Origin of the sequence: Burkholderia sp. Ed8 (assembly GCF_040761425.1) — a bacterium.
In the GTDB taxonomy this organism is placed as follows: Bacteria; Pseudomonadota; Gammaproteobacteria; order Burkholderiales; family Burkholderiaceae; genus Burkholderia; species Burkholderia seminalis.
Genome location: NZ_CP142887.1, coordinates 219,093 through 236,687, shown reverse-complemented (window position 1 = coordinate 236,687; position 17,595 = coordinate 219,093). Strand labels below are relative to the sequence as shown.

General features: G+C 59.3%; 22 protein-coding genes and 1 pseudogene. 22 read left to right on the top strand and 1 reads right to left on the bottom strand.

Translation table 11 applies throughout. The features are described from left to right. Nucleotides 1-171: 171 nt before the first annotated feature. Both VXM69_RS32730 and VXM69_RS32725 read left to right on the top strand, forming a co-directional pair. A complete protein-coding gene (locus VXM69_RS32730) occupies nt 172-696 on the top strand; it encodes a cupin domain-containing protein (protein ID WP_058904079.1) in 525 nt (174 codons plus the stop codon). Nucleotides 697-882: 186 nt separating this feature from the next. Continuing rightward, nucleotides 883-1,674 (top strand): VUT family protein, encoded by a 792-nt coding sequence (locus VXM69_RS32725; protein WP_226194328.1) that lies wholly within the window; start codon nt 883-885, stop codon nt 1,672-1,674. On the opposite strand, the gene VXM69_RS32720 is transcribed toward VXM69_RS32725, so the two are convergent. Continuing rightward, nucleotides 1,671-2,279, bottom strand: a complete 609-nt coding sequence (locus tag VXM69_RS32720; RefSeq protein ID WP_367190286.1) for a helix-turn-helix domain-containing protein — start codon at nt 2,277-2,279, stop codon at nt 1,671-1,673. The genes VXM69_RS32725 and VXM69_RS32720 overlap by 4 nt on opposite strands. A gap of 282 nt (nt 2,280-2,561) precedes the next feature. Here VXM69_RS32720 and VXM69_RS32715 point away from each other — a divergent pair, with 282 nt between their 5' ends. The 20 genes and pseudogenes from VXM69_RS32715 to VXM69_RS32620 form a co-directional block, all read left to right on the top strand. Next, nucleotides 2,562-2,813, top strand: coding sequence for a hypothetical protein (locus tag VXM69_RS32715; protein ID WP_137910251.1), 252 nt, complete (start codon nt 2,562-2,564; stop codon nt 2,811-2,813). Nucleotides 2,814-3,535: 722 nt separating this feature from the next. Then, on the top strand, nt 3,536-4,033 hold the full coding sequence (locus VXM69_RS32710; RefSeq protein WP_367190285.1) for a lytic transglycosylase domain-containing protein: 498 nt from the start codon (nt 3,536-3,538) through the stop codon (nt 4,031-4,033). 594 nt (nt 4,034-4,627) lie between these two features. Then, nucleotides 4,628-4,996 (top strand): hypothetical protein, encoded by a 369-nt coding sequence (locus VXM69_RS32705; protein ID WP_367190284.1) that lies wholly within the window; start codon nt 4,628-4,630, stop codon nt 4,994-4,996. A 12-nt stretch (nt 4,997-5,008) separates the two neighbouring features. Further along, the gene (gene traL, locus VXM69_RS32700) at nt 5,009-5,296 is read left to right on the top strand and encodes a type IV conjugative transfer system protein TraL (RefSeq protein ID WP_367190283.1); all 288 of its coding nucleotides are present in this window, start codon (nt 5,009-5,011) and stop codon (nt 5,294-5,296) included. A gap of 4 nt (nt 5,297-5,300) precedes the next feature. Continuing rightward, nucleotides 5,301-5,912, top strand: coding sequence for a type IV conjugative transfer system protein TraE (locus tag VXM69_RS32695; RefSeq protein WP_137910249.1), 612 nt, complete (start codon nt 5,301-5,303; stop codon nt 5,910-5,912). Next, complete coding sequence (locus tag VXM69_RS32690; protein ID WP_367190282.1) at nt 5,909-6,655, top strand: type-F conjugative transfer system secretin TraK; 747 nt, start codon at nt 5,909-5,911, stop codon at nt 6,653-6,655. Before VXM69_RS32695 ends, VXM69_RS32690 begins: the two co-directional genes overlap by 4 nt. After that, nucleotides 6,624-7,970 (top strand): TrbI/VirB10 family protein, encoded by a 1,347-nt coding sequence (locus VXM69_RS32685; protein ID WP_367190281.1) that lies wholly within the window; start codon nt 6,624-6,626, stop codon nt 7,968-7,970. The genes VXM69_RS32690 and VXM69_RS32685 overlap by 32 nt, the downstream gene beginning before the upstream one ends. Beyond that, entirely contained in the window at nt 7,963-8,805 is an 843-nt protein-coding gene (locus VXM69_RS32680) for a hypothetical protein (RefSeq protein ID WP_367190280.1), read from the top strand. The genes VXM69_RS32685 and VXM69_RS32680 overlap by 8 nt, the downstream gene beginning before the upstream one ends. Further along, a complete protein-coding gene (locus VXM69_RS32675) occupies nt 8,802-9,230 on the top strand; it encodes an HNH endonuclease (protein WP_367190279.1) in 429 nt (142 codons plus the stop codon). Before VXM69_RS32680 ends, VXM69_RS32675 begins: the two co-directional genes overlap by 4 nt. Further along, nucleotides 9,227-9,685 carry a hypothetical protein gene (locus VXM69_RS32670; protein WP_367190278.1) on the top strand — a complete coding sequence of 153 codons (459 nt, stop codon included), beginning with the start codon at nt 9,227-9,229 and terminating at the stop codon, nt 9,683-9,685. Before VXM69_RS32675 ends, VXM69_RS32670 begins: the two co-directional genes overlap by 4 nt. Nucleotides 9,686-9,687: 2 nt before the next feature. After that, nucleotides 9,688-10,041 carry a hypothetical protein gene (locus VXM69_RS32665; protein WP_367190277.1) on the top strand — a complete coding sequence of 118 codons (354 nt, stop codon included), beginning with the start codon at nt 9,688-9,690 and terminating at the stop codon, nt 10,039-10,041. 34 nt (nt 10,042-10,075) lie between these two features. Further along, nucleotides 10,076-11,050, top strand: a complete 975-nt coding sequence (locus VXM69_RS32660; RefSeq protein WP_367190276.1) for a DsbC family protein — start codon at nt 10,076-10,078, stop codon at nt 11,048-11,050. Between the two features lie 2 nt (nt 11,051-11,052). Further along, the gene (traV, locus tag VXM69_RS32655) at nt 11,053-11,733 is read left to right on the top strand and encodes a type IV conjugative transfer system lipoprotein TraV (RefSeq protein WP_367190275.1); all 681 of its coding nucleotides are present in this window, start codon (nt 11,053-11,055) and stop codon (nt 11,731-11,733) included. A 14-nt stretch (nt 11,734-11,747) separates the two neighbouring features. After that, nucleotides 11,748-14,342 (top strand): type IV secretion system protein TraC, encoded by a 2,595-nt coding sequence (traC, locus tag VXM69_RS32650; protein ID WP_367190274.1) that lies wholly within the window; start codon nt 11,748-11,750, stop codon nt 14,340-14,342. A gap of 2 nt (nt 14,343-14,344) precedes the next feature. After that, nucleotides 14,345-14,713, top strand: coding sequence for a TrbI F-type domain-containing protein (locus tag VXM69_RS32645; RefSeq protein WP_226094270.1), 369 nt, complete (start codon nt 14,345-14,347; stop codon nt 14,711-14,713). A gap of 214 nt (nt 14,714-14,927) precedes the next feature. After that, a complete protein-coding gene (locus VXM69_RS32640) occupies nt 14,928-15,437 on the top strand; it encodes a S26 family signal peptidase (RefSeq protein ID WP_367190273.1) in 510 nt (169 codons plus the stop codon). Then, the gene (gene traW / locus VXM69_RS32635; protein ID WP_367190272.1) at nt 15,424-16,329 is read left to right on the top strand and encodes a type-F conjugative transfer system protein TraW; all 906 of its coding nucleotides are present in this window, start codon (nt 15,424-15,426) and stop codon (nt 16,327-16,329) included. The genes VXM69_RS32640 and traW overlap by 14 nt, the downstream gene beginning before the upstream one ends. A 46-nt stretch (nt 16,330-16,375) precedes the next feature. Continuing rightward, nucleotides 16,376-16,513 carry a hypothetical protein gene (locus tag VXM69_RS32630; RefSeq protein WP_175905948.1) on the top strand — a complete coding sequence of 46 codons (138 nt, stop codon included), beginning with the start codon at nt 16,376-16,378 and terminating at the stop codon, nt 16,511-16,513. A gap of 2 nt (nt 16,514-16,515) precedes the next feature. Next, the gene (locus VXM69_RS32625) at nt 16,516-16,743 is read left to right on the top strand and encodes a TraU family protein (protein WP_367190386.1); all 228 of its coding nucleotides are present in this window, start codon (nt 16,516-16,518) and stop codon (nt 16,741-16,743) included. Nucleotides 16,744-16,774: 31 nt separating this feature from the next. Continuing rightward, nucleotides 16,775-17,589 (top strand): annotated as a pseudogene (locus tag VXM69_RS32620) (IS5 family transposase); the annotation flags it as partial. Nucleotides 17,590-17,595 lie beyond the last annotated feature (6 nt).

Genomic DNA, 17,595 nt, shown 5'->3' with positions numbered 1-17,595 from the left:
TATGGCCCTGGCGCCCGCGGTCTCACGATGTTGTATAAATTTCAACTAACACCACATCGTATGTTTGCAAAAAAGAATAAATTTATTAGTAGAGGGTCGGTGGCAGTGGTCGCACGAGTCACTGTCGTTTCGGTTTTTGTAAATTGCTTCATGATACCTGCAGGAAACGTAATGTCGAAGACGAAAAGCATCAGCAATCAGCAGTCTAGCGAATTCTGGAAGGAGAAGCTGGGTCTCGAACCTCACCCCGAAGGGGGGTATTTTCGATACGTTTTTGGCTCGGATATTTTTCGAAAAACGGCAAGTGGTACTGAGAGGAAAAATTACAGCGGAATATATTTCATGGTGACGCATGACAGCCCGTCACACTTTCACCAAATGGTATCCGATGAAATTTGGTACTACCACGCTGGCGATCCGCTGACGATGCACTTCATCGATGAGAAGGGTGCATATGGGACAGTTCGTCTCGGCCCTAACGTCGAACATGGCGAGGTACTCTCGACTGTGATGCATGGAGGATGGATTTTCGGGGCGTCGGTTGATTCAGGTGATTACACTCTCGTCAGTTGCGCTGTTGTGCCGGGCTTTGATGATGCTGACTATAGAATTCTTACTCAGGCCGAGTTGCTGGAAAAATATCCGAAATATCGAGATATTATCTTGAAGATGGCGTACCAGAACCTCCCAAAGTGACGCGAGCGTTCGTGTTTCGAGCGCGGCCGGCGGTTCTTTCGTTTGTTTGGCGGATCGATTTGGAAAGGCTTAGTTATGGTAATGGCAAATAGTATCCCGAGATGCCAAGTTGAGGCGATTCTCCCGAAGGATGGCGAAAAGCGATTTTCGGTCGCAAGAGTGCGAGTGAATGATACGGGCATTTCAATGAAACTCCCCGTTGGGAAACTTCTAGAGGCAGACTGGATCGGCAAATTCTCTGCCAATGATGTCGCATTGCTCGCTACCGTAAATGCTAGCGATGTCAATATCCAGAACATCACCGAGCGAGTGCCACACTTTCCATACGGAATTATTTATCTTACGGCGCTTTTCAGCGTCATGTTGGTCACCACCAATTTAATCGGGGATAGTATTACCACCATCAACCTACCTTTCCTCCACGGGTACAGCGTTCTTTTTCCTACGGCGCTTGTCGTTTTTCCGTTGACATATTGTTTTGGGGCCTGCATCACGGAAACGTATGGCTTCGTCGTAAGCAGGCACGTGATCTGGGGTGCGTTTTTAGTGAACATACCGGTCATTTTGATTATTCTCTCGCTTGAGAAGGCCGGATGGCTAGGCGGCAGCGTTCTTGGGGTGTCCCATCAAATGATGCGAGCGCTTGGCGCGTCGGCAGTTGGATACTTCGCGGGCGAATTGTCTAATTCCCTGGTTGTATCTCGGTTGAAGATCGCACTAAAAGGTCGCGCCTTGATCCTTCGGTTCCTTGCTGCGAACGCCGTCGGAGCAGTTGTCGATAGCGTTTTGTTTGGAGCACTCTTGTTTTACGGTGTAGTGCCGTTGATTGTGCTACTCAAGATAGTGCTTGCTCAAATTACGATAAAGATGCTGTACGAAATGGCGTTCTCTGTCTTGTTTTCAAGGATCGTGCTCTGGATAAAGTCGCGTGACGGTGTCGATTACTATGACTATAAAATCAATTTCGCTCGCGGCTAGCGGCCCATTATAATCTCCAGAACCTTTCCGATAATCGCTTGCTCATTTATCAATATCGGGCGGCGCTTTGACGTCGATTCAATGTCGTATCCGATGAGCCTTTCGCCATCTGTCAATTTGACGAAGGTATAAGTTTGTTCATCCACTTCAACAAGTGCCAAATCGCCGGAATCAAGAGAAGCGTAATCTCCTATGACAAGGGTGGCGTTGGGCGGCAGCGGTTCAGTGCGGCTCTTGGGGGTGAGTGCAATCGCAAACCGGCTCGAATTTGCGTTCGATACCTTGATCCAGAGCTGATCGTGGCGGGGAGCTGCGGATGCTTTTCGAGCGTCGCGTAGACTCCGTTGCTCATAGACGGGCACGAACCCCCTGCTCTCCTCGCCGAAGAGGGACGACATCGGAACGGCGAAAAACCTGGCGATCGCTGAGATCGTGCTCAGTCGCGGATCGATAGTTTCACCAGATAAAAGGCGGCTTAGGGTCCCCCGGTCAAGTTCGATCGCACGCGACAGTTCCGAGTCGTTGACCCCGGCCTCCTGCTGCAGGTGCTTGACGGTTGCCACAAAAGTGGCCGCTAAGCTTGTAAGTTCTTCCTTTTTCTTCACGCGCTATACCCGACCCTATTTTTTGTTCAACGAAGGAGTTGAAAATTTTCAACATCCTGTTACAGTTCGTAACGTCATTTGCTGGTCGACTGATCGGCGCGGGTCTCGTAGGAGGACAAGATCAAAGGCCTCCCAATGCGCCTTGCAAAATATGTTGTTTTGCAATGCAATTCATGGTCTAATGCAATGCAATAAAGCGAATGTTGGTGGAAATTGACCCGAACCATCCGAATCGGTAGCTATCGCTTTACTATCCTCCAGTTGAGCACATTGGAGGGTGGGTTGAGCAAGATTACTGAGGCCGAATTTCGGGATGCGGCGAAGAACAACGCTATCAAGCACGCATCGGTGTTGCGCACGGATAAAGGCTATCTCTTCGTCGTCGAACTGTCGTGGAAGGAGGGGCTGCACACGTTGTATACGTTCCGCAATGAACCGAGGACGTGGGCAAGCCTGGATAGCATGATGAAGTACTTTGAGAAGCACGAGCTGAACGTAAATGTGATCACCCTGCAGTGGAATCCGAAGGGGTGAGCGGTACGAACGAGACGGATCGGGATAAGGGTACTCGGCGTCGGTCTCACCAACACGAGCCAGACACGGCCACTGAGTCACTCGTTCGGAAGCGTAGGGGGTTCTTAGCGCTGCCCGCGTATGACTAGCCGTTTTGTAGTACGCGATCGTGGTCATTGACCGCCGTGGATTTTGATGTAGACAACAAAGGATGTGCGGCGTTGCGGATATCCTTACGTCGCAAATTCGGAAATGATCCGAACATTCATGTCTCTGTCGTGCAGTTGTAGTTAATTAAGACGGACATACAGGGTGCGCCAACACCCTATATGCCCTGACCACAAGCAAATAGCTGGGAAAGCTGAGAGAGACCACTCGTGGCTACAGATATTGTACGTCAATCCTTCGGGCTTGACGCGTTCGATGCGTCCCTTTTTCTTGGGACGGCGATGCGCTTCTTTCCCCTCGCCGGAATGCCACCGGTGAAGAGGGCTTTTCTTCGCTGCACATGCTCAGACTTCGTTCGCAGCCACGTATTTCGCCCTGCGGGTCCGGTGCCACGCTTCTATTCAGAAGCGCATGCCTTTTGCTCAATGTTGCTCTTTCGGTACGGGTCGCCTTGGCTCGTATCCCGCCTGTCGCTTCCTTCTCTCAGTGCCTCGACTGCAGGCGGTCTCGTAGCGTCTCGGGCCAACCCGGTTCGCTACGTTTTTTATTCCGTGCGTCGCCGCCCACTGCGTGCGATGCGCACCTTCTGCGGGGCGCTTGCCGCCGCGATTGCCCTGCTCGCCGCGCCGTCGGCGACCGCCGACGTTTGCAAGGGCAATATCTTCAATGAGGCCGCAGCCCTCTATCACCTGGATCCCGATCTCCTGCGGGCGATAACCTGGGTCGAATCTCGTGGCATGCCCGGCGCGGTTGGGCCGCGCTTGCCCGACGGCCACAGGGCTTGGGGGGCAGCGCAAATCAACGATGTTCATCTTCCCGAGCTCGTGAGCTACGGCGTTACCCAACGCGACCTCTTGGATCCATGCGTGAACCTCAAGCTCAGCGCATGGGTGCTCGCCAACTGCATTCAGGCCAAGGGCGCGACTTGGGCCGCCGTCGGTTGCTACAACACCGGGCCAGGTTCCACGAACACCGCCGCTCAGGCGCGCTATGTCCGGCTGGTGCAGCATGCCTATGCCGGCTACCGCGCCCAGTCGACGCTCGGCAAGGTCGCCGCGGGGGGCACGCGATGATGCGCCTTGTCCCTCTTCTTGGCCTTATCGTCGGGACGCTTGCGCAGGCCTGCTTTGCGTCTTCCCGTCTTCCGGACTACGACGTCACGCAGATCGGTGAACCCGGCTCCGGCCGCTACGTGTTCTGTTCGGGCGACACGTGCCCTGAACCGACGATCAAGCACCTCGCGGCGCCGACGTCTGTCGTTCGAGAGAATCTATCGCTCCCTTCATCGGCGGCGGAAAACCAGCCCATTCGAGCGCTTCCCACGCCGATCGCCACGCACCACCGATCCCGGCACGCGCGAATCCGACATGTCCACCGAGTCGCGAAGGTGGCGAATCGGACGCTTTGCACGGCTGGCGACACCGTCGGCGCGGTGCCGAAGAATTTGGCGGACCGTTAGTCCGCGCAGCTGACCGATTCACCACTCGACCAAGGAGGATGTTAATCAGTAAGTAATCCGTAATAAATGATTGATTGTTCGTTTAACTACTCTCCCCTGAATCGTGCTCGCGCTGCCCATAGTGGCGCGAGCACTACACCCGGCCGGCGCTGCTGGCTACCCACCACATGAGGACTAGATGAATACCGCTCAATTCAACCAGCTCGAGATGCTCGAACATCGAGCCGCGAGCGCCCTCGTTGCATTCGAGGATCGCGTGAAGGCGCTGCTGCAGAACCCCGAAGTGCGTGAAACGCTGAACGTCATCGCTGCCGTGATGCTCGCCGTCACGCTGATGATGGTCGCACGCTACGCGTTCGGAACGGACGGCGCAGAGTTCCAGCAAGGGTCGACAACTGTAGAAGGTTGGGCAAAAGGCAACCCCGGTAAGACATGTGCCCTTGCCGGCGTGTTGTGGGGCAGCGTTCGAGCGATGTTCGTGAAGGACTACGGTGCGTTTGTCATTCCGTCCGGTATCGGCATCGCGGTCGGCGTGATCGTCGGCATCATCGACGCAAGCTACACCGCGACGATTTGAGCGGGGGCGGCGATGTCGGATGATCTCAGTCACTACGTGCCCAGTCGCCTTGACGACCCGGAGAAGTTTCTGTTCTTTCGCAAGGATGTAGCAGCGATCGGCCTTACTGGCACGATCGGCGGTGTGTTGCTCAACCACACCTTGCTTGGCCTTGTCGTGGGCGTTGCGTTCGCGGCGGTTTGGCAGAAGTTCAGCTTAGGCCAGCATCCCGGTATGTCGGCTCACGTCATGTACTGGGTATTGGGTCAGCCGGCGCCGAAGAAGTTTCCGCCGTCCGATCTTCGCGAACTGAACGGGTGATGCGATGACCCCCGGTAAAGCCGCCCAATCACGCGAAGCGCTGCAGGCCGAGAACCGCTTTCTGAAGAAAGTACTGCTCGGAAACGGCACCACCAGTGTAGTCATAGCGCTCGTCTGTGCATGGCTGGTCGTCACGCAGCGCGTCATCATCATGCCGCCAGCTGTTCGCGGCACCTACGTCATCGGGGCCCGCTACGCGAACGACCAGTACCTCGCCGATCAGGCCGCGTACGTGCTTTCCCTTTCCAAAAGTGTCACGCCGACCACCGTCGACAACAACGTACGGATTCTCCTGTCCATGGTCGACGACGATCGGCGCGCCGCGCTCAAGACCGAATGGGAGGCCGACGCGCTGCAGATCAAGCACGACGGCGTGACGAACGTCTTTGAGCCGATGGGGGTAGGTGAAGTGGACTTCCGCAACAAGGCCGTGAAGGTCACCGGCACCTTGACCACCTACATCTCCGGCAAACGCACGAGCTCGGAACAAAAGACCTACGAGGTCTATTTCGGAATCACCGTCTTCGGCCGCTTGGTCCTCCTCGACATCCGAGAAGCCACGCGCGGCAAACAAGGCGTCGAGCCGCTGGTCACAACGGAGACCCCCGCATCATGAAATTTGCCTTCAATCGACTGTCGCTGAAAAAGCGCACGGCCTTCAGGCCGCGTCTCGTGTTTGCCACCGTGATGTTGCTGACTACCGCTAGTGCGCACGCGATCCAGGTCGTCAAGGGAGCGGATCGGCAGCCGCAGCAGGTCTCGATCTCCGCGGCGGAATACAACGTTCTGTCAATGTCCGGGGGGCGCAGCTTTTCGAAGATCGTGCCTGCCGTACCTAACTCGATCTCGTGGACGCAAGACGGCGGGAAACTGTGGCTCGTGCCCGCAAATCCCACCGCGCTGAACGAGTCGATCACGGTATTCGTGATCGATGACGCGGGCACCACCTACCGTTTGTTGCTCGTACCTGGTCCGCGACCGGCCGAAGATATCCGTATCGAACCGCCTGCAGCGCGCTCGACCCAAGCGCTTCACGCATCGGCCTTTCAACGACGGGTGAAACTCATGATGCTGGCGATGGCCGGTGGTCGGGGGGCACCGCAGCTGTCGTACACGTCGGTCGACACTGTCGTGCCGCTCTGGAAGGAGGCTGTGTTGACGCTGGTCCGTCAGTACAGCGACGGCGATTTCATTGGCGAGACCTACACGCTCTCGAATACCTCGCACACCGACATGGCCATCGACGAGCGCGAACTCTACGCGCCGGGCGTGCTCGCCATCGCAATCGAAAACGCAAACCTGCCGGCCGGCGCCAGCACGATCGTCTATGTCGTTCGTGAGCGGGGCGACCATGAGTGATGTCAATCAAGCAACCAAGCGCCGCCAGCGGATCCTGACGGTGGCCGGCTTCGCCGTCCTGGCTGGCCTTTTTGCCGTTGGCATGCTCTTTACCCAGAGCGGGCCGGCCAATCGTCAATTCACCACGAAGGTTCCGTTCACGAGCCTCGGCGATCAGAACGATCGTAATGCCTGGCGGGCTCACTCGGAGGCACAACTCGCTGAGCTTACTCGCAGGATGTCGAGTATCGATTCGCGCGCCGACGATGCCGTGTCGCAGATGAAAGCCTTGTCGAAAGCGCAGGAAGAGCTCGGAAAGCGAATCGACGCGATGAAGAGCACGCCAGCAAGCACGCCGACTACCGCGTCAGGAACAACGGCGGACCGCGCGGCGCTGGACAAGCCGATTCCCCTCAACGGAGCCCCGGCCAAGACGGGGGCGATCCTGAACCCGCCGTTCGGCAAACCCGGCAAGCTCGGTGTCGGTATGGATGGAGGTCCTTCGAAACTCGACATCATTCAATTCAATACACCGACCGGCAAAGGGGCCGACTGCGTCGACCCCCGCTACTCGTCGTTGCCTTTGGATCAGGCGACACGCGCACAGCAGGACTGCCTGAAGGCCAACGGCAAGAAGAAAGTCACTTTCATCCCTGCCACCTCCTTCGTGCGCGTATTCATGATGAACGGCGTCGACGCTCCGACGGGCGGCGAGGCCCAGCACGATCCCCTTCCGGTGTTCCTCCAGGTATTGGACGCGGCCAATCTGCCGAACAGTCGCAAGCTCGACATCACGGAGTGCCGGATTTTGACGCAGGCATATGGCGATGTGTCTAGCGAGCGCACTCACATGCGGGGCGAGACGCTCGACTGCATCTTGAAGAACGGCCGAACCGTGGAAATGCCGATCAAGGGCAACGTGATGGGTGAGGACGGCAAGGAGGGTGTGCGAGGTCGGCTCGTCTCGAAGGCGGGATCGGCATTGGCCATGTCGGTGTTCGCCGGTATCTCGTCCGGGATTGGGCAAGCTTTCAATCAGTCCGCCAACACCCTCAGTAATACCGCCCTTGGGTCGACCTCCATTATCAATCCGAGCCAGGTCGGCCATGCTGCTATCGGCAGTGGCGTCTCTGGGGGCGCCGACGCTCTTAAGCAGTACTACATCCGCACGGCTGAGAAGCTTTTCCCCGTGATCGAAACGGACGGTGGTCGCATTGTCGAGTTCGCCGTGACAAAGGGAGCCGAATACGACGGCGCCCTCTCCGATATCAGCAACATCAACGATGGCCTGGCCAACGATGGCCGTGCTAACGATGGGGGCTACACCGATGACTGATGAAACGAAGAGCGTGACCGTCGCAGCGTTCGAGGCCGCAATGCAGCGGTGTACGGACGAAGCGGAGCACGAAGCGTCGTTCACGCAGGATGTAGACGGCAACTACCACCAACCGGAAATGCGTCGGGCGCTTGCCGGTTGGCTCGGCGCGGCTTCGCTCATTGCCGAGCACGTGCGCGGATTCGCCGATATCGCTGTCGATCGATTTCAAGGTGATCCCGCGTTTCAATCGGGCTTCCTGGAATTTCTTAAGCAAGCTGCCGATCTGCTGGACCTCTCCAGCAACGAATTCGGTTCGTTAGCCGTAACCGACGCGAATCCGCTGACATGTGCGGCAGCGTTCGACGACGCGGCACTCGACGGGTTCAACAGTGCGTTGAAGGCAAAGATGGCGGTGGGCAGAGCCCAGGGGCGTGCCGGCTGGTGGAGCGCGCAACGGGATGACCTGTCGACGATGTTGCGCTCGCACGTCGACAAGGGCGACCCCATCGATATCGGCCTGCTCGCCATGATGCACTGGTACAAAGGCGAGGCCGTGGCGCCTGCCCCGGCGCCGCCCGAGATCGTTGCCGCCGGCGAGCTGACGAAGATTTCCAGCAGTCCGGTCATGGGTGGCCAACTCGACATCAGAACATCGGCCGGTGCCATTGGCATTACCGGCTTTCCGAACGAACTTGCTCGCGAGTGCAAGCCCTTGCTCTGGGAACGGGTGGAGATTGTGATCCGTTCCACGGCAGCAGAGCGACCCGCTGCAGCCGTCAAGGTGGGCGCAGGCGCGGATCGCGAGGCCGTCTGTCACGATTCTGCCGCTCCTTCATTAGAGCAGAAAGCGTGAGCCGACTGACGAAAGCCCAGCGCGATCGGCTCCAGCGCAAATACGACGGACGCTGCGCGTACTGCGGAATGCCATTGCCCGATCGGTGGCATGGCGACCATGTAGACCCGGTCGTGCGCGCGGTCGAGACCAAGCGTACCACGGATGGCCAATGGAAGCTTGTGAGCGGGCCGTCCAGGCATCCGGAGCGTGACGTCGAGTCGAATTACATGCCGTCCTGTCCGCCTTGCAACATCAGCAAGGGGCAGATGTCGCTCGAGCAGTGGCGCCAGTCGCTCATGAAGCATGTCGCCTCCCTCAATGCGTATCACCCGATCTATCGCCTGGCGAAGTGCTACGGGTTGATCGAGGAAACCGGGGCGCCCGTCGTCTTCTATTTCGAGCGTGTAGCCGCGCGTGCGGTGACTTCCGGAGAACGTCAGTGATCTCTCCACGCCAATATCAACTGATTCCCTGTCCATTCTGCGACCGCGAAGCCGCCATGCGCGTGTCGGAAGGAATGTTCGGTGGGAGCTGCGTCGACCTCGCGTGCCTCGGCTATCAGATGGTGCTGCTCTTTAACGACGCCGCTGCGGCTGCGGCCGCGTGGAACCGACGCGCCGGCTCAGTGCATCCGGACGATGTCGCCGTCGTCCTCTTCGCTGCACGGATGAAACGCAAGCTCGCCAAGAAGCGCGAAGAAGGCCGTGGCGGATGGAGCGACCCCGCGACCGTCTCAGCGATGACGCTCGCGCGCGAGCTTATCGAGCTCGTCGCGAAGGGCGATCCCGTGGATGTTGGCAACGTAGCGATGATGCTCGACCAGCGAGGTGCAGACGCGCGGTTCTTGCAGGCCGCGCTGTGGGACTTCGTGCAACGCCGCAAGCCCGCGGAGGACTGACCATGCCGCGCGCCAAATATATGCCGACTGCCAACGATGTACTTGCTGCGATGCGCCCCCGTGTCGCCTATGCAGCCTACGCGTTGGCAAGCGAGTTCCACCTGAGCGCGGCACGAATCCGCCCGTTGCTCGAGGCGATGGTCGCGCAGGGCACGCTGTCAATCGCGCATGTTCCGAATTCGCGGGGCGACAACGTCTGCATTGCCGGAGATAGGCGGACTCCGGATTCCCCTGTTGAAAAGTATGTCGGCGTGCCCGCCGCACCGCGCACGCATGTTGTGTTGACCGGCGACTTGACCGTATACGCGGATGAGATCAAGCGCCGCGCCGACCTTTGCATGATGGTGCGGCGATGACCGAGTCCAACAAGATCAAGTGTCGCGACCGCACGTGGTTGACCCCTCTTCCCTCGTCGGCACCCACGTTCGTCGGCGGCACCTTTTCCTCAACATGCTCAACGATCCAATGAAACAGGCCAAATTCACTTTCGCTCTTCTGATGACGACGTGCATCGCGTGGGGTTGCACCACCCAAGGTACGTCCACCGTGCCGGCGCACGTCGCCGGGCCAAGCTCTGAAGTCGGTGTCACGGCGTCCGCCGCTCAAGGTGCCACGCCGCAGATAAACCCGGCCGATCCGAACGTTGATCCGGGGGTTGCTGCGCTCAAGGCAGCGCTCCATGCACGCTACCCGGCGACCCAGTTTCGCGAGGTCGCCGCCACGCCGTCGGCCGGCATCTATGAGGTCGTGATGGGTAACAAGGTTGGCTACACGGACGTCACCGGGCGGTACTTCCTGTTTGGCCACCTCTTCGACATGGTGACGCAACAGGATCTGACCGTGCCGCTCGAGCAAGCACTGCAGAAGGTGCGGTTCCCGGCCGACCGGCTTCAGGACGCGTTCGTCGAGGTTCATGGTACCGGCCGCCGCAAGCTCGCGATCTTCGACGATCCTGATTGTCCCTACTGCCTCGCCTTGGAGGACGACCTCTCCAAGCTCAAGGACGTCACGATCTACCGATTCATGTATCCGCTCGAATCGATCCATCCGCGGGCCCGCGCGCATTCCATAGCGATCTGGTGCGCCGAGGACAGGCTTGCCACTTGGCACGCGTGGATGCCTCTCGCATTGTCGCGCTGGATGCGCGATCAGGGATCGGCTGCGACTGGCGGCGCTGGCAAGAAACCTGCACCGCCGCGCGTCGAGCCGAAGCTCGTGTCGTGCGCAAATCCCATTGACGCGAACGAAGCGCTGGCCGCAAGCATGGGCATTTCTGGCACGCCGGCACTTGTGAGCGAGGACGGGCGGGTGCTGCCTGGCGCAGCCAGCGCCGAAGCAATCGATCAATGGCTCGGAGCGAAGTGACCATGAAAAGCAAGATCAATCTCGTCACGCTTTACGCGGTTCTCGGTCTGACCGGTTGCAGCTTCAGCGGATACGACGCGAGTTCGCAATTCGCCTGCAAGGCGCCCGAAGGCGTGCTTTGCAGCAGCATGTCCGGCATCTATGCCAATGCGATGGCGCATAACCTGCCCGATCAGCGCGTTCATACAGGCGCCGGCGCGACGACGAATATCGCACTCGGCAACTATGCCGGAGATCCCGGCACTACATCGAGCGCATCGGGTGCTCCGGTGAGTGCCAGTTCACGCCCCTTCGTTGGCGCCGCCGGGATTCTCCCGAAAGCGCTCGATAGCGGCGCTCCGGTTCACACGGCTTCGCGCGAGATGCGCATCTGGTTCGCGCCGTGGCAAGACGCGGACTCCGACTTGCACGATCAGGAGTACGTCTATCTGATCATCGATCCTGGCCACTGGTCTATCGCGCACAACCAGCAGCGCATCCAGGCCGCGTTCCGGCCGGTGATGCCGCCGACACCTGCGCCGGATGTTGGCAGCAGCGGCAGCAAGGCAGCTATCCCTAGCTCCAACACCGATTCGACGTCGGGTTCGATCTCGAGTGCCGATCGGGTCATGCAGGGAATTCTCACGCCCGCCGGCGCAGTCGACCGTGCAGCGGCTGCGATGCCTGCAGCGACGGACCACTGATTCGGGAGCCATCGATGAGCACCTTGCAGGCCTGGATCGATGACGCGAAATCGCTCGCGCGAACAGCGATCAGCGAAGCAATTCTCGGCACCGAGGATGATCTTGGACCGCCCGCCCCCGTTGCCGCGGACCAGCGGCGCATCGAGACCGTCGGACTTCATAACCTGCTGCCGTATGACCAGTACGACCCCGCCACCGAGCTCTACTACAACACGGATTCGGTTGGCTTCGTGCTCGCGGTTGCACCGCAGACCGGCGCCGACGCGGAGTTGACCCGCAGTCTCCACGGCCTATATGACTCAGTTCCTGCTGGCTATGGGCTCCAATGGATGCTGCTGGGCGACCCCATCATCGAGGAGTCGTTGAACGCCTACGTCGATCTTCGGCGCGAGTACGCCGAAGCGGGACGTGCACCGTCGTTCTATCTGGAACAGGCTGAGCGCCGCGCCGCGTTCATCCGCGGCAAACTCGGCCAGCCGCTGTTTCTTGGCCAAAACTACTCGATCACGGACAAGCGGCTGTTGCTGTCGATCGTGCGCAAGGGTTCGCTCGACGATCTGAAGCTGATCGAAGAAATCCAGAATGTTCGGGACGTCGTCGCTGCGACGTTGAGCTCCGCAAGCCTGGCAAGCCGTACCGCCGAGCCCAACGATCTGCTGCGCTTTCTCTGGCCGATCCTCAACCCCGGTGCGTTCTTTGGCGATGGGGCTGAAACGATCGATCAGACGTACAGCGACGACAAGCCCATACGTGACCAACTGACGGCTTTCGGTCACCACATGCGTGTGAAGGCGAAGCATTTGCTTTATGGAGTGCCGCCCGAGGATGCCGACGAGCCCGACGCACGCATCGCCGTGCGCAGCTTCGGCGTCCATCAGTATCCGAGTAGCAAAGAGCTGTGGGAGATGAACAACATCGTCGGCTCGCTCTTCAACGATGTCCATCAATACCCCTGCCCGTACCTGATCACGCTCGGCGTCCTTCTTCTCGATCAGACTGCCGTCGAGACACGGGCCGCTTTGCGTAGCGCTCGCGCGACACAGAACGCCGAGTCTAAGATCGCGAAGCTGCAGCCGGAACTTGCCCTGCAGAACAGGGACTGGAAGGCCGTCTCGATGCAGCTCACGCAAGGCGGCTCGATGTGTGAGCTCTATCACACGCTGACGCTCTTCGCCCCGCGCAAGAAAATCGAGCAGTGTGTGGCGGCCGCGAAGGGGATCTGGCGCTCGGAGCGCTTCAAGCTGTTCCCGATGCTGACCCAGCAGCTCACAACATTCCTGTCGGCGTTGCCCATGATGCTGACAAGCGACATGCGGGACGACCTCAAGAAGTTTCGGTTGATCACTACCAAGACCACTGTGAACGCGACCGATATGGCGCCAGTGCTCGGCGAGTGGTCGGGTACCAATGGACGAGCCAACCTGCTCTTTTTTGGGCGCCGCGGTACGCCCGCGCTCGTAGACATCTATTCGAGCGGGACGAATTACAACGGCTTCGTTGATGGTACTTCCGGGGCCGGTAAATCGGTGCTCTTGAACGAGATCATCGCAGCGTTTCGCTCGGTCGGTGGAATCGTGCGGATCTGCGACGTGGGCTACTCGTATGAAAAGCAGATCGACATGGGTGACGGGCAGTACATCGACTTCAAGCCTGGGTCGCGAATCGTCATCAATGCGTTTTCCACTGCTGGCATCGATACCGAAAATGGCCTCGATAGCGAGGTGAAATTCATCCGGCCGATTATCGCGCGCATGGTATCGCCGACCGCTCCTATCACCCCGTTCGAGGGCGCGTTGCTCGATGTCGCAGTGCGCATCGTATGGAAGGACTACGGCCAGGAAGGTAGTCCCACGTTAGTGCGAGACGCCCTGCTGAGCCTGAAGGACCAGAACGGGCAACCCGAGCGCGTCGCGTACGAGCTTGCGGTGCGTCTCGAACCGTTCTGCAAGGGGGGGGTCTACGGCGACTACGTCAACGGGCGCACCAACGTACGACTCGACAACGAAGTGGTCGGACTTGAACTCGAGCACCTCAACAGCGATCCCCAGCTGCGCACGGTGATCATGCTCGGCCTGACCAATCAGGTCACCAACGAAATGTACCGCTTTGACCGGTCACGGCCGAAGCTGTTCCTGCAGGACGAGGGCTGGCAGATCGTCGGTGACGATCAAGAATCGGCCGACTTCATGGAAGAAGGGTATCGGCGTGCGCGCAAGTACGAAGGCAGCTTCTTTTTCGCGACGCAGGGGATCACCGATGCAGGGATGAACAAGGCTACGCAGGCCGCCTTCGACAACTCCGCATGGAAGTTCCACCTCAAGCAAAGCGACGACACGCTCAAGAAGATCGAGAAGGGTGATGTGATGGATCTGTCACCGGGGTTGAAGCGCATGTTGAAGTCGCTGCGTCCGGTGCCGGGTCGCTATAGCGAGTTCGTCCTTGTCGACCCGAACGGGGGCACGCACCTGCTGCGCCATATCCCCGACGAATTCACGTTGGCCATGGCAACCACCAAGGGGCCCGACTACGAATTCATGGAGCAGTTGCGTACCACCGGGACCTCCACCGAGGACGCTATCCGCGCCCTGATCCAAGCCAAACGGAAATGAACATGCGACACGACCTCGTACTCACCGGCCTTATCTCGATCGGCGCCTCGTTGTTGCTGGGCTCCCCGCTCGTCTACTTCTGGACGCAACGCGAAAAAGTTGCGCCGGTCGTCGTGGTCGACGTGCAGAAGCTCATCAGCGATGAGCAAGAAACGTTGCTGAAAACCTTCAACAACGGCGATCCCGTGCATATGACGGACGACGCGAAGAACAAGGCGACCCAACACGCCGGCGATTACGCAAAGCGCCTGTCGGCCGCGCTGGACCAGCTCGGCGCGCAGTGTGGCTGCGTGGTGATTAACAAAGCTGCCGTGCTTGCAGGTGATGCGCCCGATCTCACGGACCTGATCGCCAAGAGGATCGCCAAATGACTCGTCTCCGGTTGACGGTGCCGCCCCGGTTTTCGGCGCGCACGCGTGGAATAGAAACGGCGGGAGAGCGATACGCGCCGACCGACGTTGGCGATTATCCGGCCGCCTCGACCAGTACTTGTGCGGCGGTCCTTGCAAACGTAACGACGCATGTCGTCCTTTGCCGATCGGCGTGCGCGATGGCTGCAAAGGCCGACCTTCGCGGAGATGAACAGTGATCGCGCTCGTCGCCTACTCCAGCGGCCTGGCTCGCTATCGACGGTTTGTTCGCACCGTCTTCGCCCTGACGATCATGGCGGCCGTCGCATGGGGCCTCACGCCCTGGTATGGGCTGACGTTCAACATGTCGACCAGTCTGCCGGGGACGCTCTACTTTATCCGCAAGGGCCCCTGTCGGCCGCGCCTCGGCGACACCATCGCATTTCGGTGGCACGGGGGGGCGACCTACCCCGCAGGACTGACCTTCATCAAACACGTGGCTGGTCTGCCAGGCGATGTCGTGCGCGTGATTGGCCGGAATGTCTGGGTCAATCAGACCTATATCGGCTACGCGAAGCCACTCTCACTTGCAGGGATGGCGCTGTTTCCGACCGAGGACGGTGTGATTCCACCCAGACACTACTTTGTTGCCACGCCGAGTCCGGACAGCCTCGATTCGCGGTACTCGATCGTCGGCACCGTTCCCCAGTCCGCAATCGTCGGGGAGGCCTATGAAATTTTTTGACCAATGTCGTGTCCTCAGCACCTCGGCCGGCGCTTCGACTGGAGGCTCAGATGGTTCTGATGGCTGCGATCGGCTTGCTGATATTGGCCGTGTGGATGAGCGTGGCCCTGCTCTTTCTAGGAGTGGGGCTCCTGGCGGCATGCTTTATCGGCATGTTGTTGGAACGCCTCTTTTATCTATCTTCGAAAAACTGGGCCCGGAGATAAGGCGAGCCGGCTCCCTTGGTATCGGCCCGCAACTACGGCCGCGTGTGCGACGCACTGCAGTCGCATGGATCTCGGCATTGCTGCTGGCGGTATGTCCACTTTCCGCTATCGCTGAGGACTTGGGTGTCGTTGGCCCGACGTATCCGATTGCAGAGCACGACGCGATTGCGATGCTGAAGCATCGTCTGGTTGAACTGCAAGCCAATGGCGGGCTGGCGGCCATCGAGCGCCGCGCACGTCAACGCGCGCTGCATGACATCACGTCCCTGCCACCAGTGCCGGGAATTTCGACCGTTAGCGAGTACTCGAGTCGGTTGATTGATCCGACGGTGACCTACGCAAAACCCGTCACCAATGATGAGGGTGCCGTGATCGTCGCAGCCGGCACGCGTATCAATCCGCTCGACATTGTGACGCTGCACGAGCGCCTGGTGTTCTTCGACGGCCGTGATGCGTCGCAGGTAAAGGCGGTCCAGGCGCTCGCGGCCCGCTCCGGCGATTCAATCAAACCGATCCTGACCGCTGGTGCGTGGCTTGAGCTGACGAAGTCGTGGAAACGGCAAGTTTATTTCGATCAGCAGGGGCGACTTAGCCAGCGTTTCGGGATCACCCGCGTGCCGGCCGTGATTAGCCAGCGCGGTAACCAACTACTTCTTGAGGAAGAGCCTGCGGCTCAGCTGCGTTGACGCTTCGACGAAGCCACCTATTACCTCCCAATCTACCGGAATCGCGATGAACAACTTTGACCGTCTGGACTTCACTGCCGACCCGGCCGTTATCGACGCCGTAGAGAAGAACTCGCCCCACGGCGCACACCTGGTCGATTTTGCTTTCGATGTGTATCCGGCATTGCGGGAGCTGCTTTCGTGAGCATGCGCCCTCTCCTTCGCCGCTGGATTCTCGCGATCGCGCTGGTTGCCAGCTGCTTCTCGTTCTCGGCACCGGCCGATGCGGGTCAGTGTGTCGGCCGATTCGCCAATCCGATCACGGATATCTGCTGGGAATGCGCTTTCCCGATGGCCATCGGTAGCGTCACGTTCCTTAGAGGCCAGTTCAAAAACTCCGGAGAGGGGTTGTTTACTTCCTCGGCAAGCTGTTAACCTTGGGCATCAGAACAAGGGAAGTCCAAGGATGGAAGCGCCAATCATTGACGACGAACTGTGGATACTGATCGAACCATTGCTGCCACCTGCGAAGCTTCGCGCGAAGAGCGATCCTGGTCGTCCGCGCGTGTCCGATCGTGCGGCGCTCAACGGTATCCTGTTCGTGTTCAAAACGGGAATTCGTTGGAACCACTTGCCGACTCGTCTGGGCTTTGGCTCGGGCGCCACTTGCTGGCGGCGATTGAGCGGCTGGCAAAAGGCTGGTGTATGGGACCAACTGCACGAGTTGCTGCTCGACAAGTTGCGTGCGACCGGCCAAATCGATCTGTCATACGCTGCGGTCGATTCGTCGTCCGTGCGCGCCGTTGGGGCGGGCGAAAAACTGGCCCGAACCCCACGGATCGCGCGCGACCCGGTTCCAAGCACCACATCCTCGTAGACGCCAACGGCGTTCCTCTCGTTGCGATCCTGACTGGCGCGAACACCAACGACGTCACGCAGTTGCTGCCGCTCGTTGATGCGATCCCACCCATCCGCGGCGTTCGTGGCCGACCGCTTCAGAAGCCCGGCGTCGTCTACGCCGATCGCGGCTACGATTGCACCCGACATCGTCGCGCGTTGCGCGAACGCGGTATCAAGCCGGTGATCGCCAAGCGCCGGACCGAGCATGGCAGTGGTCTGGGCAAGTATCGTTGGGTGGTCGAACGTACGCATTCCTGGCTCCACAATTTCCGTCGCCTACGCACTCGCTTTGAGCGACGTGCCTACATTCACGAAGCATTCCTGAAACTTGGCTGCTCGCTCATCTGTTGGAACATCTTCCGACGAGCTGAGCAGGGGTTTTTGAAC

Bases quoted from the DNA above. Each gene is read 5' to 3' on its own strand.
- VXM69_RS32730 (WP_058904079.1), top strand. From the start codon at position 172: ATGTCGAAGACGAAAAGCATCAGCAATCAGCAGTCTAGCGAATTCTGG.
- VXM69_RS32725 (WP_226194328.1), top strand. From the start codon at position 883: ATGAAACTCCCCGTTGGGAAACTTCTAGAGGCAGACTGGATCGGCAAA.
- VXM69_RS32710 (WP_367190285.1), top strand. From the start codon at position 3,536: ATGCGCACCTTCTGCGGGGCGCTTGCCGCCGCGATTGCCCTGCTCGCC.
- VXM69_RS32705 (WP_367190284.1), top strand. From the start codon at position 4,628: ATGCTCGAACATCGAGCCGCGAGCGCCCTCGTTGCATTCGAGGATCGC.
- traL (WP_367190283.1), top strand. From the start codon at position 5,009: ATGTCGGATGATCTCAGTCACTACGTGCCCAGTCGCCTTGACGACCCG.
- VXM69_RS32695 (WP_137910249.1), top strand. From the start codon at position 5,301: ATGACCCCCGGTAAAGCCGCCCAATCACGCGAAGCGCTGCAGGCCGAG.
- VXM69_RS32690 (WP_367190282.1), top strand. From the start codon at position 5,909: ATGAAATTTGCCTTCAATCGACTGTCGCTGAAAAAGCGCACGGCCTTC.
- VXM69_RS32685 (WP_367190281.1), top strand. From the start codon at position 6,624: ATGTCGTTCGTGAGCGGGGCGACCATGAGTGATGTCAATCAAGCAACC.
- VXM69_RS32680 (WP_367190280.1), top strand. From the start codon at position 7,963: ATGACTGATGAAACGAAGAGCGTGACCGTCGCAGCGTTCGAGGCCGCA.
- VXM69_RS32665 (WP_367190277.1), top strand. From the start codon at position 9,688: ATGCCGCGCGCCAAATATATGCCGACTGCCAACGATGTACTTGCTGCG.
- traV (WP_367190275.1), top strand. From the start codon at position 11,053: ATGAAAAGCAAGATCAATCTCGTCACGCTTTACGCGGTTCTCGGTCTG.
- traC (WP_367190274.1), top strand. From the start codon at position 11,748: ATGAGCACCTTGCAGGCCTGGATCGATGACGCGAAATCGCTCGCGCGA.
- VXM69_RS32645 (WP_226094270.1), top strand. From the start codon at position 14,345: ATGCGACACGACCTCGTACTCACCGGCCTTATCTCGATCGGCGCCTCG.
- traW (WP_367190272.1), top strand. From the start codon at position 15,424: ATGAAATTTTTTGACCAATGTCGTGTCCTCAGCACCTCGGCCGGCGCT.
- VXM69_RS32630 (WP_175905948.1), top strand. From the start codon at position 16,376: ATGAACAACTTTGACCGTCTGGACTTCACTGCCGACCCGGCCGTTATC.
- VXM69_RS32625 (WP_367190386.1), top strand. From the start codon at position 16,516: ATGCGCCCTCTCCTTCGCCGCTGGATTCTCGCGATCGCGCTGGTTGCC.